Raw genomic sequence first — 14,425 nt, 5'->3', positions numbered from 1 at the left:
AAGGGGCGCCTCCGGCCGTAGCCGAAAATTCGTATAAAATGCGTCCAACTGACCGCCCGAGTGCAGGCGTTATACGAAAAAACGTATAAATATGGTCTGATGGCGGGCGAGAATATAGGAATTGTGCGGAAACTCGTATAAACATGCTCGGCTGGCAGTTAAGAGGAGAAGGATTATACGGAAAATCGTACAAAGGGGTCCGGTTGCTGGATAGGAGCAGACAGACGATCGAAGGGACATTGGGAGCTCAGCGATTCTTAGATGGGCAAATGGAGCGAAAAATGTTTGGACTACTTGGCGTTCTAAGGAGCTCCCGGTTCCGATTACAGACGGAGCCCGGTCGGTTTCCCGGCATTTTTTAGAAGCCGTGCGTAACCCCAAAAATCGAACAACCACCGGAGCTTCGTGTTTTAGCGGCAGCATTTCCTGCGAGCAGAAAGTTCGACCGCACTTTATCGCTCGGGTGAAGCTGCTCGCAAGCAAAAGGCCGGCGCGAAGCCCGCGCCGGCCTTTTTCAGTCGCCGCGGCATGCGGCTACTTTGGCAGCTGCTGCCCCCACAAGGCCAGCGCTACCATGATATGCAGGAAGAAAATAACCGGGATGCCGATGGCAAACGAATTATGCTTCGTTTTGTGCCGCCACCAGCGCATCCCCATCCACATCCCGGCCGCCCCTCCTGCCAGCGCGACCAAAAACAGCCGCTTCTCGGGAATCCGCCAAGCTTTGCTTCTCGCTTTGCGCTTGTCGACCCCCATCAGGATCAGGCCGATCAGATTGATCAGCACGATATATATCAACCCAAAGCCCACAATACTCCTCCTTCGGCACTTAGACGCTTAAGCGCGTACCGGTCCATCGCCCAGGCACGCGGCATTCAGTACGCGGCCTGCACCTGCTCCCGGTCCGCTTCCGCAAAGCGGAGGGCGGCGCCCAGCGCTGCGAAGCTTCCCGTAACATCGCCATACCCGCGCTCCAGATGCTCCACGCCCGTGAGGAAGGTTGGGCCCTCCGCCACGAGTCCGGCCAATACCAGACATGTGCCGGCCCGAACGTCGGTCGCATGCACCCAGCCGCCCGTCAGCGGCCGGCCGCCGCGGATAAAGGCGGTCTCCTGGCGCACCTCGATGTCCGCGCCCATCCGCCGCAGCTGCGGCACATGATTGAACCGGTTCGGATATACCCGCTCCGTAATAAGGCTTTTGCCCTGTGCCTGAGTCAGCAGCGCCGTCATCGGCTGCTGCAGATCGGTGGCGAAGCCGGGGTACATGGACGTGCGGATGCGCGACGCCCGGATAGCCGAGCCTCCGTAGGCCGTGACGCTGCTTTCCCGGACTTCCACCCCTACTCCGCATTCCTCCAGCTTGGCCAGGCAGGAGCCCATATGCTCCGGGATGACATCTTGGACCGTGACAGTGCCGCCCGTTATCCCGGCCGCCATCAGGAACGCTCCGGCGATCAGCCGGTCCGGGATGACGGTGTGAAAACCTCCGTTTAGGTAAGGGACGCCTTCGATGCGGATGCGGTCGGTGCCCGCTCCATAGATGCGAGCGCCGAGCGAGCTCAGGAAAGCTGCCGTATCGACAACCTCCGGATCGAGGGCGGCATGGTACAGATGGGTTCTGCCCTTGGCGCGCACGGCCGCCAGCATTGCATTGATCGTCGCTCCCGAGGTGATCGTGTCGAAGTAAATATCCGCTCCGCGCAGCTCGGCCGCTTCGACGATGTAATGATCTTCGGCGAACAGCACCTTGGCGCCCAGCGCCTGAAACGCCTTGATATGCTGGTCGATCGGCCGCTGGGAGAAATCATCGCCGCCCGGGAAGCCGAGCGTCACCCGGCCGAACTTGGCCAAGAGCGCTCCGGCGAAGTAATAGGATGCGCGATACGAGCCGGCTTTGCCCGGGTCGATGACCGCGCTGTGAATATAGCGAGGGTCCAGCCACAGCTCGCCGGAAGGCTTGCGCTCCCAGGACAAGCCGATTTCCTGAGCGATCCGGGCGATTACTTTAACGTCGTCTATGGGCGGTATCCCCTCAAGTTTGACTATATCATCAGCCAGACAAGCGGCGGCGAGCAGCGCCAGCGAGCTGTTTTTCGATCCGGGGATGCGCACGCTGCCTTGCAGCGGACCGGATGGTTCAACTTCCATATAACGCATGGGCTATCTTCCTTCCTCTGCCGCAGATCATGCGGCTGCTTGGTCTTGCCGCTACTCCAGCTCCAATATGTATCCGCTGCCCCGAACGGCGCTGATGGCGAACGTATCCTTGCCGTATTTCTTCCGTATCCGGTAAACAAGGGCGTTGAGCTCGTCCATCGTCACATCGGGGATGCCGTCCTTGCCCGCCGACCTCTCCGGCCAGACGGCTCGCTTGATCTCCTCGACCGGCACCAGCCGGTCAGCCTCCTCATGCAGCAGGTGGAGCAGCAAATACTCCTTCTCGGACATAGCGATCCGTTTGCCGCCGACGACGCATTCCCGTTTCTCCCAATACAGAGCTACAGTTCCGGCTCTCTCCAGCTCCTTCCCCTGCAGGTTCAGATGCTGCGTCAGGCTGAGCGGTTCGAACTCCAGCGTCTGGTCGGCAAATATATAAGAAAAATGCAGGACAGTCATGCCCTTGGCCAGCTTCACGATATCGAAGGACTTCAGAGGATAGCCTACATGAGGCTTCACCATCGATCCGTTCAGCTCCGTGCCGTGGCGGGAGCCGAGATCGTACAGCACAGCCTGCTCGCCTTCGCGGCGAATGACCACATGCTTCCTGGAAATAAAGGCATTGGAAAATGCAAAATCCGGAGCGTCCTTATTCGTAGCCCGTCCGATTACCGTCTCATCAGCTGTCAGGTCCAGACACGTGCCCGAGCGAAACGGCTCTCCGCGGATTACATACAGACAAGCGTAAGTATCCAGAACGTTCCCCTCCACAAGGCGAATTAAATCGTATTCCTTTCGTAAATAAACGCGGTTTGCCGCTATTTCATCATAGCGTATTTTTCTTTGGAAGGGAAATGTCAGCTCGCTGACGGCAGACTAACGGATCGGTTACTTCCGGATTCCGGAAACGCTTTAATCACCTGCCATCTCTTGACAGAGCATGCTATAATAAACCATGCAACAAGCCTGGCTCTGTCCGGCCCATACAACGAGAGCCTGCTGAAACGATAGAAATTGACTACAGCTAGGAGACCGCCTATGCGTCCTTCCGTCCGAACTCTTTCTGCGGCGATCATATCGCTTGCCCTCATCCTGATCCCGACTTCGGAAAGGCTGGGGCTCCCGAAGGAATCCGAAATCATCCCCCCGCTTCCCGTCATCGAGCAGGTGACGGACTGGACCCCTGAGGAGCTCAATAAGCCGCCCAATATCATTATCGTGCTCAGCGAATCTTTCTGGGATATGACGAAGCTGCCCGGGCTGGAATTCAGCCGCGATCCGATCCCGATGTATCATGAGCTTGCACGCCGCTACACATCCGGCACGATGCTGTCTCCGATGTTTGGAGGCGGGACGGCCAATGTGGAGCTTGAGGTGCTGACCGGTTACTCGTACCGCTTTTTCCCCGAGGGATCTATCGTATACGAGCAATATATCAAGCAGCCGACGGAATCGCTGGCCAGTCAGCTCGGCCGGCAAGGCTACGCCACGACGGCGATCAGTCCTTTTCACCAATGGTTTTTCAACAGCGCGGAAGTTTACCGGCATATGGGCTTCTCCCGGTTCATCCCGCTGGAATACTTCAATCCCGACGAATATGTCGGGCCGTATATCGGCGACCATGCCGTAGCGAAGCGAATCATCGAGGAAAGCGAACGGAGCCCGGGCGCCGACCTGATCTTCGCCAATACGATGGAGAACCATTACCACTACTGGCCGGGCAAATTCAAAAACAATACGATCACGATCAAAAGCCGGGGGAATCCGTCCGCGGAAGCGATCGGCATTGCCGAAACCTATGCGCAAGGCTCCCAGGGAGCGGATCGCATGCTGCAGGAGCTGATCCTCCATTTCAGCCTGCTGAAGGAGCCGACGATCCTCGTCTTCTTCGGGGACCATCTTCCTTCGCTCGAGAAATATACCGTCTATACGGAGACCGGTTATATTACGGGAGAAGACGATCCCGACTTCCTGCGCAAAATGCATGAGGTGCCGGTGCTGATCTGGAACAATTACTTGCAGGATGCCCCCCGGGAGCAGCTGGAGCTCAGCCCTTCGTTTCTCGGGCCTTATGTGCTGCGTATGGCGGGACTGCAAGGCGGCGCCTATTCGGATTATTTGAGCGGCTTGTACGAGCGTATGCCGATCCTGCCGCCCGAGGGAGATTATGAACGGTTCGGCATCGACCGGACGTTGGCCGAGAGCTGGCGGGCCCGGCAGGAGGAGCGGTTCCTGAACGAGCAGAACCATGCCGCCGAAGCGCTGGCCGCTCAGCCGCCCTTCACGCTCGGCTATGGCAAGCCAGAGATCCGTCATATTTCCCCGGAATTCCTCACCGCAGGCGGCGACGGGAACGGACCGGTGCTGCTGACGCTGGAAGGCGGCAGATTCAGTCAGGGGGCGACAGTATATGCGGGCGGCAAAAAGCTCACGACCAATTGGAGCAGCGAATCGTCGGTGAGCGTCAATCTGCCCAAAGAATATTATGCCAAGCCCGGCACTATCCGGCTCGAGATCAAGGTGTTGGATTCCAAGGAAAATGTGCTCGCCATATCCGAGCCGGCACAGGTAACCGTCATGCCGCGCGCCAGCTCGGCGCTGTCTCCGGAGGGCAAGTAAGCCTGCGCCGCTTGCCGGGGGACAGTGAGCGAAGCTGCGCCAGGGGTCCCGCCGGCCGGTATTACTCCTCCGAAGCCCGCTGCAGCTAATTGGCGACCCGCACAGCTTTGAGCATTAGCCAGTCCATAATTAAGACGCCCTGAGCCGCTGCCAAGCGGCACGGGGGCGTCTTTGCTGCGCCTATGCTTCCCATCCAAAGCCGCAAACAAGCCATTTTCGGCTCTTATTCGACAACTGCCGAGGCGCCGGACGGAACGATGTCGACTCCTGCGCTTTCCCGGGAAATGCGCCGGCTATTCGCCGGAATCGCCCTGCCTCTCCTCCGGGCCGTACCAGATACGGCGCAGCTCTTCATTGTCCGCCAGCAGCTCATCCAGACTGCCTTCTGCCTCGATCCGGCCGTTGTTCATCACGATGATCCGGTCGGCGCGGGCCAGCGCCGCCTTCCGGTGAGATACGACCAGGCAGGTGGTTTCCTCGCGCAGCCCGGCCAGCCGCTCCCACAGCTTGCTCTCCGTATCCACGTCCAGCGCGCTCGACAGATCGTCGAAGACGAGCAGCTCCGCCTCGCGGACAAACATCCGGGCGGCGGCGGATCGCTGGGCTTGCCCGCCGGACAGCTTGACGCCCCGCGGCCCGATCATCGTGCCAAGCCCGGCAGGCAGCCGCGTCACGTCGTCCTCCAGAACAGCCGCATGGATCGCGCGGGTTATCCGCTCCTCATCCGCCTCCAGACCAAGCAATATATTGTTGCGCAGCGTGTCGCTGTACAGACGGGGGATTTGCGGCGTATAGGCGCTTCGAGGCGGGATGAAATATTCGCCCGGGTCCTCGACCTTGCGCTCGTTCCAGAAGATGTCGCCGGTCTGCTTGGGAAGCAGCCCCAGCAGCGTCCGCACCAATGTCGTTTTCCCCGAACCGACCCGGCCAGTAATGACGGTGAAGGACCCCCGCTCCAGCCGGAGATCGATGTTCTCAATCCCGCGCCCTGTGTCCGGGTACCTATAGCTTAATCCGGCAAGCGCCAGACTGTGCAAAGGCTCGTAGGAATCAGCGCCGCCGGCCGCTCCCATATGCTCCTGCGGCCCGGGAAGCGTACCGCGCAGATACAGCGGATGATGCTCGGTCAGCTTCTGCGGATCGGCTCCCTGCAGCAGCGCCTGCAGCCGATTTTTCGCCACGGCGCTTACTTTGTAGTACGTAATAAACTTGCCGAAATTTTGAATGAAATGCGTAACGAAGCCCAGGTAATAGACGAATAAGGCAAAGTCTCCCACCGTAAATTGTCCCGTCCTCATCGACTCGGCGGCCAGCAGCAAGATCAGCCCCGTGCCAAAATGAACGACGCCCGAAAACACGGAGTCGAGCGAGGTCGTCAGAAGCGTATCCTTCAGCATCGCCTGCCGGCGCTCGTCGCTCAGCCGCCGGAAGCGGCGGATCATACGCTCCTCCGCGCCAGCTACCTGAATGGACTGCACCGTGCCGAACATTTCGCTGATCGCTCCGGTGACCTGGCTCGTCGCCTCCCGGCTCGCGGCCCGGTATTTCTGCAGCAGCGCCGTGGACAGCTGGGCGGCCGTAACGACGACGATCAAGGGCAGGAATACCCATAAGGTCATCTGCGGATGAATCCGGATCAGGATGATGCAGGAGACGGCCGCAAACACGGTAAGTCCCAGCACATCGACCGACCAGCTGACGCTCTCCTCCACCTGATCGACATCATCGCGGAAGGAGCTGATCGCTTCGCCCGGGGAAAACGGGATAGCTCGCGCGCCAGGCTCCTTGAGAATATGCCGCAGCACGTTGCGGCGCAGCAGAGCGCCGATGCGGAATCTGAATTGCACGTCTGTCGTGAAGCCGAACAGGATGAAGCTGATCCGCGCCAGCGCCGCCATCAGCAGCAGCACGAGCAGGGAGCCCAGCCCCAGCGAATAGGCGGCATGGCCGGACAGCTCGTCGAAAAACTGCTTCGTCAGCAGACCGGGAACGATCGGAGCGAGATAGACGAGCGACCAGGCCAGCGCATTCAGCAAATAAAGCCCTTTGCGATAGCTGACCAGCTTCCGCAGAAAAGTGAATGTCGTCATGCCAGCATCTCCTCCATTCCGACCCGCAGCATCCGGCTGTAACGGGAATCCGGATTAGCAGCCAGCTTGACCCGGTCGCCCTGCTCCAGCATGCGGCCTTCCTCTAAGATCAGAATCCGGTCGGCCCGCTCAATCGTAGCCAGCCGGTGCGCGATGATGATACAGGTCCTCCCCTCCAGCAGCCGGTTCATCGCCTGCTCGATTCGCTGCTCGGTCCCCGGGTCCAGCCGGGAGGAAGCTTCATCCAAAATGACGAGGCCAGGATCGGTGAGAAACACGCGGGCGAAGGACAGCAGCTGCGCTTCGCCTGCGGATAAACCTCCGCCGCCCGACTCCAGTCGCGTATCCAGCCCTTGAGGCAGCGACAGCAGCCACTGCCCCATGCCCAGCTCTTCCAGCACCTGAACAATACGCTCATCCGCCACCCGCTCGTCGAAAAAGGTCAGATTATCACGAATCGTCCCCTGGAACAGCTCGATAGTTTGAGTGACCATCCCCACCCGGCTGCGCAGCTCCTGCAGCTTCGCCCGGCGAATATCGACCCCGCCGACGGTGATGCTGCCCTCACCCGGATCATAAAAGCGCAGCAGCAGCCGCGCCAGCGTCGTCTTGCCGCTGCCCGTGCGTCCCAGCAAACCAAGCACCTGGCCCGGCTCGAGCCGGAAGTCGACATCCGCAAGCGTGGAGCGATCCCCTTCGTAGGAGAAATGCACGCGGTTGAAAGCGACGCCCAGCGGCCCCCCGGGTATGGCACCGCCCGGTCCGTCCTGGATGGACGAGGAGGTTTGCAGCAGTTCGCGCACCCGCCCGATGCTGGCGTCCGCCTTCTGCAAATCCTCCATTTGAGTGCGGATCTGCTCGATCGGCTTGGCCATCAGCTCGGTATAATAAAAAACCATGTAAACGGTTCCCAGCGTAATCGAGCCCTTCTGCCACAAATAATAACTGACCGTGAAAGCGACAGCGTTGCCGATGGTGAACACAATGATCGTCGTGATCCACATCGATGCCCAGCCGAAGAAAGCCCGTACCCGCAGCGGCAGCCACTCTCTCATCAAGGTGAAGAAGCGGTGCATGACATATCCGGTAGCTCCGCTGGCTCTGGTATCCTCCGTCCCCTCCAGATGCTCGCCCAGAAAGCCGTAAAACTTGGCGCTGACCTCCCGAACCTTGGTCCAGTGAGGCACAGCGAACCGGCGCACATAACGGATGGCCATCAGCGCAAAGACGACGAACAGCAGCATCCCGCTGCCGATCAGCCAGCCTTCGCGGAACAGCAGCACCAACATGCCCGCGACAAGCAGCACATTGCTGACCAGCATGATGGCGAACTGGGAGAAAAAGTTCGATAGATTATTGATGTCGCCATCGACCCGTTCGATGATGGAGCCCGCCGTCTGCTGCTTGTGAAACGCCATATCCAGCTTCAAGCAATGGGCCGCCACGTCGACTCGCAGCTGATTCGTCGCCATCCAGCCGACATTGGCGCCCATATAGGACGCGCTGACGTTGATCAGCTGCTGGATCAAGGACACGCCGATAAACAATACGGCGGCCCAGACGAGCGGCTCCCCGCTTTGCTGCGAGCCGGCCGTGTCGATGAAGTAGCGGATGATCTGCGGATTCACGAGCTGCAAGCCGATGCCGCCGATCAGCAGCGCCGCCAGCAGGGTCATGCGCTTGCGCTGCGGCTTCAGGTAGCTGCGGAACAGCGACAAGTATTCACCGATCGGAATCCGCGGCAGTGCTTGTTTTCTAAACATAAATGTCCCCTCTTCCTTAACGTACCGCTATTCTATCATGAGTCTGCCGACTGCTGCCAAACAAAATAACCGTCCGGAGTCATCCGGACGGTGGAAACGGACCAACGCCCCACGCAGTCAGCGATGGAAAAAATTCGGCGTGACAGTCCTGTTGTCATACGATTGGTGAAAAATATGGGTCGCCGCCGGAGAAACGGGCGGAATCAGCCATGTCCAGTCGCCGGTAACGGGCCGCTCCGTCTTGCGCTCATTTTCCTCGAAGCGCCGGAACTGTTGGGCTGCCGTGTGGTGATCGACGATGGCAACCCCGCGCTCCCGGTAAGAGTGCAGCACCGCCGCATTCAGCTCCACGAGAGCCCGGTCCTTCCATAGCGAGGAATCCCTCGCCGTGTCCAGCCCCATGATGCCGGCCATCACCGGCAGCAGATTGTAACGATTCGCATCCGCCAGATTGCGCGCGCCGATCTCCGTTCCCATATACCAGCCGTTAAACGGTGCTGCCGGGTAAGTAATTCCGCCGATCTCCAGACGCATGTCGGAGACGAAAGGAACTGCGTACCACTTGAGCTGCCGCTCCGCAAGCTGCGGATAGTCCGGGTGTACGATCGGCACCTCCAGCACGAGCGGCGGCGGAATCTCGTACACGCGCGGGACATCTCCCTCTACACTGAGGACGAGCGGCAGCACGTCAAACGGCGTGCCCGCCCCCTGCCAGCCGAGGGAGCGGCAGAACGCCGTGAACGGCGCAGAGATCGGATCGCCTACGATCCCGGCCAGATCCTCATATCCCGCATACCGGATCAGTTGGCGGTTCCAGATGCGGGCGTCCTTCCTCGCGGCGGAAGCTGCGCGGAATACCGTGATGACGGGGCGTACCTTGCCGCCGTTAGTCGCTCGTTCCAGATGACGGAACAGCGCGGCCGCCATCCCGTCGTCCGTGTCCACCTCCCGCGCGTCTGCAACCTCCAGCGTCTCCCAGAACAGCCGGCCGATACAGCGGTTGCTGTTGCGCCAGGCCATCCGGGCGCCGTGGGTCAGCTCCTCCCGCGTATGGGCGTACGTTCTCATATCGGCGATTTCCGCTGTTATATGTGCGAGTCTGGCGGTTATTTCGTCCTCCGATTTATGAAGCTCCGCATAACAGACCCGGATAAATTCCTCCGCTTGCCGCATAAGCTCTTCTCGTTCCAACTTGGGTCAAACTCCTCGCTGATTGTTTTCCCCAGTGTATATCATAATGCTCCCCAATCCAACCGAACAACCTGTGACAGGCATGGAGTGATGCCTGCTCTACGCCCGCTTAGCCGCCTCCCGGCCGCCTATTCTTCAAACAGCGTCTTGATCATGCGGACATGCCAAATACCGGCGTCAAGGAACGGCTCTTCCGATACCGTGCTGTAGCCAAGCTTGTGATAGAACGCTTCCGCCTGCGTTTGTCCGTCCAATATAATGGCTGAGGCGATGCCGCGACTTCGGATATCGTCCTCCATCATCTCGATGATTCTCTTGCCGAGACCGAGCCCCCGGTATTCGGCCAGCACAGCGATCCGCTGCAGCTTGGCCGTGCTCTCGTCGTACTTCCGATAGCGTGCCGCCGCGACCGGTCTGCTCCCGTCCAGCAGCAGAAAATGCCTGCATGCCTCCCATGACGAGTCGAACTCGTCGATCTCCAGCTCCTCCGGCACCTGCTGCTCTTTAACGAACACTTCCATCCGCACTTCCAGACCTTGCTTCAGCTGCTCGTCCGAGCTGACGACTATCCCTTTAATATCCACGTCCGCTTATGCTCCCTTACTCTCAGTTGTATCATGGCCAGGCGTCGTCGCAACTCCTTGTATCCAGACGCTTCCCGGCATCGCCAAGGCGATCGATCGTCCATATTGTATCAAAATAAACCCGTTATTGCTAAAATCCGCCCTGCGCTTATCCGGCGAACGCTTTCTTCAAGGCTTCCCGCACCCGTTCCTTGCTGAACGGCTTTACGATAAAATCGCTGGCCCCCATGCTGACCGCCCGAATCAGTAACGCCTGCTGTCCCATCGCAGACACCATGATCACTTTGGCGGCAGGATTCATATGTATGATCTTCTCCAAAGCCGTGATACCGTCCATTTCGGGCATCGTTATATCGAGCGTCACAACGTCGGGCTGTTCGTCGGCATATTTTGACAACGCTTCCACCCCATTGGCGGCTTCAACTACCGTCTCATAGCCGAGCTCGTGAATGACATTTCGCAGCAGCACGCGCATGAAAAGCGAATCGTCCACGATCAAAATTTTGCTCATGTCGAAACCTCCTCCTTCGCTTAGTTTCGAATCAAGGTATTTCGATTGGAATATACAATTTGTAACATGTATTATAGCACCACATCCAAAAAATACAAGTCCGGCAGCAGCGGTGAGCCCATACAGCTTCCTCGGCTGTTCTTGCGGAGCTAAACGGCCGTGCACGATGTAAATTTTGTATGAAAGCAAGGAATTTGCACGGACGGCACGAATACATGTGAATAGAGAGCATGGCTCACAACTTGCCAAGAAGGATGGTGCAACCAATGTCCTTGACACCCCGTATGTCGGAACGCCCGGAGCTGCCCCGAAGCGGCTGGAAGCTTTACTTTGCCCTGCCGGTGCTGGTTTGGGCGCTTTACGATTTTGCCAACACCATCTTTACATCCAACATCGTCACTATCTTTTTTCCCTTCTATTTGCAGGAAACGCTCGGCGGCAGCGAGACGATGAATCAGATCGCCAGCACCTTCATCACCTATACGAACGCGCTGGCCAGCTTTTTCTTGGTGCTGCTCACTCCGCTGTACGGCGTGCTGATCGACCGGACCGGGCGCAAGAAGCCGTTTCTTGTCCCGCTTACCCTGCTGTGCATCGGAAGCACGCTGCTGATGGGGGCGGCCTCTTATTGGCAGACCGGGCTTACGGTGGCGGGAATCCCCTTATCGCTGGCGCTGGTGCTTATCTTCTTCATGTTTGCCAAGTTTTTCTATAACTCCAGCCTTGTGTTCTACGACGCGATGATCTCCGATCTCGGCAACGAGAAGGAGATGCCGCTCATCTCCGGTTATGGGGTTGCCGTCGGCTATTTCGGCACCCTGGTCGGATTGTCCGTCTATCCGTTTATCGGCGATGCCGGCTTCCACCGCTCTTTTATTCCGAGCGCGTTGCTGTTCCTGCTGTTCTCGCTCCCCCTTTTCCTGGGGTACAAGGAAAGTCCCGGACGCGCGGCAGCGGCTGCCGCTGCCGGAGGGCCGAAGCCCTCCTTTTTCTCCGGCTATCGCGAGGTGTGGCAAACCTTCAAGGAAGCCCGCTCCTACCGGTCCGTTTTCCTGTTTATGATCGCCTACTTCTTCTTCAATGACGCGGTAGCCACAGCGATCGCCGTTATGGGTGTCTACGCCAAGACGGTCATCGGATTCTCGACGGGACAGTTTATCTTGCTGTATCTCGTCTCGACGGTGTCCAGCATCGCAGGCTCCTTCGGCTTCGGCTATATCACCCGGTATGCCGGCTCCAAGCGGGCCGTCGGCGCGGTAGCGGTCGTCATGATCGCCTCCATCGCTCTGGCTTCGCTGACCGCGAGCCAAGAGCTGTTCTGGGTTGCCGGCAGTCTGTACGGCATCTCCATGGGAGCAATGTGGGTCACCTCGCGGACGATGATCGTAGAGCTTACGCCAGAAGAGAAGCGAGGACAATTTTTCGGCTTGTTCGCTTTCTCCGGCAAGGTGTCCTCCATCGTCGGCCCTCTGCTGTACGGCACCATCACGCTCGTGCTCGCCGAGCATGGCAACCTGGCCAGCCGGGCAGCGCTCGGGTCTCTGATCGTGCTGATACTGATCGGGCTTGCCGTTCACAGCCGCGTCCCTTACCGCAATCCGCGATAGCTCCGACAGACGGCGAGAAAGCTCAGATCGGTCAGGATCTGAGCTTCTGCTTTCGGAATCCGTATGTCAGATGAATACCGTCCGGTTTTTCCCCGAATGCTTGGCGGCATACAAAGCTTCATCAGTTTTTTTGAACAGCATGTCCTTCGTTTCGCTCGTATGCAGTCGGTGCAGCCCTACGCTGATCGTGACGCCTCTCCCTTCAAGCTCCGCGTAGGAAGCTGCAGCGACGGCTTCCCGGATTTCCTCCACATTGCGGTATACTTCGTCCTCCTCCAGTCCCATGTACAAAATGGCAAATTCCTCTCCCCCGTACCGGGCGGCAAACCCTTTGCCGGCGGCCAGAAGCATCGTCTGTCCCGCCACCTGCTTCAGCACCGCATCGCCTGTCAAATGCCCATATGTATCGTTGATCGATTTAAAGTTATCGATGTCCAGCAGCGCCAGATGAACAGGAACGCCCCCCAGACCGTTTTGGTAAACATGCTGCCATAGTTAACTCCGATAGAAAGGAGGCTGAGCTGCATCGTAAACAAAAGCTTCCGCTTATCGAAAAACATGATCGATAGTCCGATAGGAACTACATAACCGATCTTCATCAAGTTCAGGTTAGGGCTGGCGAAGATCATGGCGCTATAAATGATCGAGCAAATGGTCAAATAAACATAATCCATCGACATTTTTCCCAGCTCCCCTTCTCGCTTGTTCCTCCATTGAGAAATTAGCCGGCCTTTCCTTTCTTCTATTTCGCGCTTTCTTCGATCCCTCTCGAAGTCCGGCAGTTGTATCCATGAATCCCCTGATCATAGTATGGACGAGAGGTGGATGGCGCGCGCCCAGAACAGTAAACGGAACTCAGCGAACCTTAGATGGGCAAATGGAGTGAAACATGGACCGTTTGGCTCGCTAAGAGGCACTCAGTCCGTAACAAATGGATTTCGGTCGAATTCATGCGCCTAGGGTCGTTCAGTTCCGTTACAACTCCGCTCTGCTGCTGCATCCCCTCTGCTTAAGAAAAGCTCCTGCACGGAGCCTTTTCGAGGAAGATGCCAAACGAACAATCACCGGAGCTCATCCTTCCGAGATTTCGAAAAAAGCTCAAATCAAAAACTGCCCCGAGGTTACGCGGCAGTTTGTTGGCCTGATCGTATGGGGTTCCCCTTACTTCTTAGCCTCATCCGTCAAAATCGTGTCGGTTGTCATATAAGCAACTCCCGCCTCGATAAAGGGCTGGGCATCGCTTCGCGAATTAACCGTCCACACGGACACGTCAATCCCCTTGGCCGCCAGCATGCGGACATCCTCAGGCGTGACCGACCGGTAGTCGTAGTCCAGAAATGCTGGCTTTAGCTGCTCGATCAAGTCCAGATCGGCGGCCGCATGCGGCTTGACCGACAAATACCCAAGCGGGACGCGACCGTTTATCGCCCGTACTTTCTTCAGATCATCGGCGTTAAAGCAAATGAAGCTGCAGTTATCCAGCATGTCGTGCCGATCGACCAGTTCGACCAGGTTCTCCAGATCGGCGTCGTGATGATATTCCTCGATTTCGATAAAGGCGTGCATCTTATAACGTTTGCAGATGTCCAGCACTTCTCCCAAAGCTGGAATCCGCAACCCGGCATACGCTTCGATTCCGATCCCGGCAATGATGTTCAAGCTGCGGATCGCTTCGAACGCAAAGTCCTTCGCTTTCCCCGTCCCATCCGTCATCCGGTCCACCGTCCGGTCGTGATGAACGATCCAATGGCCGTCAGTTGTGCAATACGTATCGCATTCAATCCCCCAGAACCCCGAATGTCCGGCCAATTCGAAGGCTGCAGTCGTGTTTTCGGGCGCGTGCATGCTAAGACCCCGATGGGCGATATATTTCGGTTTGTGCATCGATTTGTCTCCTATCG

The 14,425-nt window shown here is 58.1% G+C and carries 13 protein-coding genes; 2 read left to right on the top strand and 11 right to left on the bottom strand.

The window, feature by feature from the left end; genetic code table 11:
* Positions 1–534: 534 nt before the first annotated feature.
* The 3 genes from BLR08_RS15565 to BLR08_RS15555 form a co-directional block, all read right to left on the bottom strand.
* On the bottom strand, positions 535–810 hold the full coding sequence (locus BLR08_RS15565; protein ID WP_090586215.1) for a DUF1294 domain-containing protein: 276 nt from the start codon (positions 808–810) through the stop codon (positions 535–537).
* Between the two features lie 65 nt (positions 811–875).
* Positions 876–2,159, bottom strand: a complete 1,284-nt coding sequence (murA, locus tag BLR08_RS15560; protein ID WP_072332162.1) for a UDP-N-acetylglucosamine 1-carboxyvinyltransferase — start codon at positions 2,157–2,159, stop codon at positions 876–878.
* 51 nt (positions 2,160–2,210) lie between these two features.
* Positions 2,211–2,930, bottom strand: a complete 720-nt coding sequence (locus tag BLR08_RS15555; RefSeq protein ID WP_256257676.1) for an FHA domain-containing protein — start codon at positions 2,928–2,930, stop codon at positions 2,211–2,213.
* Positions 2,931–3,197: 267 nt separating this feature from the next.
* Between BLR08_RS15555 and BLR08_RS15550 the strand changes: the two genes are divergently transcribed.
* Entirely contained in the window at positions 3,198–4,778 is a 1,581-nt protein-coding gene (locus tag BLR08_RS15550; RefSeq protein WP_072332165.1) for an LTA synthase family protein, read from the top strand.
* Positions 4,779–5,071: 293 nt separating this feature from the next.
* Here the strand turns inward: BLR08_RS15550 and BLR08_RS15545 are convergent, their stop codons facing one another.
* From BLR08_RS15545 to BLR08_RS15525, 5 genes are all read right to left on the bottom strand, one after another.
* Complete coding sequence (locus BLR08_RS15545; protein ID WP_072332168.1) at positions 5,072–6,868, bottom strand: ABC transporter ATP-binding protein; 1,797 nt, start codon at positions 6,866–6,868, stop codon at positions 5,072–5,074.
* Positions 6,865–8,631: an ABC transporter ATP-binding protein gene (locus BLR08_RS15540; RefSeq protein WP_072332171.1), complete on the bottom strand. Its 1,767-nt coding sequence runs from the start codon at positions 8,629–8,631 to the stop codon at positions 6,865–6,867. The genes BLR08_RS15545 and BLR08_RS15540 overlap by 4 nt, the downstream gene beginning before the upstream one ends.
* 117 nt (positions 8,632–8,748) lie before the next feature.
* Positions 8,749–9,804 (bottom strand): nitric oxide synthase oxygenase, encoded by a 1,056-nt coding sequence (locus BLR08_RS15535; RefSeq protein WP_083537284.1) that lies wholly within the window; start codon positions 9,802–9,804, stop codon positions 8,749–8,751.
* Positions 9,805–9,950: 146 nt separating this feature from the next.
* Positions 9,951–10,406 (bottom strand): GNAT family N-acetyltransferase, encoded by a 456-nt coding sequence (locus BLR08_RS15530; RefSeq protein WP_072332177.1) that lies wholly within the window; start codon positions 10,404–10,406, stop codon positions 9,951–9,953.
* 148 nt (positions 10,407–10,554) lie between these two features.
* On the bottom strand, positions 10,555–10,917 hold the full coding sequence (locus BLR08_RS15525) for a response regulator (protein ID WP_072332180.1): 363 nt from the start codon (positions 10,915–10,917) through the stop codon (positions 10,555–10,557).
* A gap of 266 nt (positions 10,918–11,183) precedes the next feature.
* On the opposite strand from BLR08_RS15525, the gene BLR08_RS15520 reads away from it, so the two are divergent.
* Positions 11,184–12,524: an MFS transporter gene (locus tag BLR08_RS15520; RefSeq protein ID WP_072332183.1), complete on the top strand. Its 1,341-nt coding sequence runs from the start codon at positions 11,184–11,186 to the stop codon at positions 12,522–12,524.
* Positions 12,525–12,590: 66 nt separating this feature from the next.
* On the opposite strand, the gene BLR08_RS15515 is transcribed toward BLR08_RS15520, so the two are convergent.
* The 3 genes from BLR08_RS15515 to BLR08_RS15505 all read right to left on the bottom strand — a co-directional run bounded on the left by BLR08_RS15515 (position 12,591) and on the right by BLR08_RS15505 (position 14,408).
* Positions 12,591–12,938: a GGDEF domain-containing protein gene (locus tag BLR08_RS15515; RefSeq protein WP_256257683.1), complete on the bottom strand. Its 348-nt coding sequence runs from the start codon at positions 12,936–12,938 to the stop codon at positions 12,591–12,593.
* Positions 12,914–13,204 carry a hypothetical protein gene (locus BLR08_RS15510; protein ID WP_072332189.1) on the bottom strand — a complete coding sequence of 97 codons (291 nt, stop codon included), beginning with the start codon at positions 13,202–13,204 and terminating at the stop codon, positions 12,914–12,916. The genes BLR08_RS15515 and BLR08_RS15510 overlap by 25 nt, the downstream gene beginning before the upstream one ends.
* Positions 13,205–13,685: 481 nt before the next feature.
* Positions 13,686–14,408 (bottom strand): glycerophosphodiester phosphodiesterase, encoded by a 723-nt coding sequence (locus tag BLR08_RS15505; RefSeq protein WP_072332193.1) that lies wholly within the window; start codon positions 14,406–14,408, stop codon positions 13,686–13,688.
* Between the last annotated feature and the right edge of the window lie 17 nt (positions 14,409–14,425).

The organism is Paenibacillus sp. cl123 (genome assembly GCF_900101595.1).
Lineage (GTDB): Bacteria > Bacillota > Bacilli > Paenibacillales > NBRC-103111 > Paenibacillus_G.
Note: the sequence above shows the minus strand (reverse complement) of the source record. Positions and strands in the feature narration are given on the sequence as shown.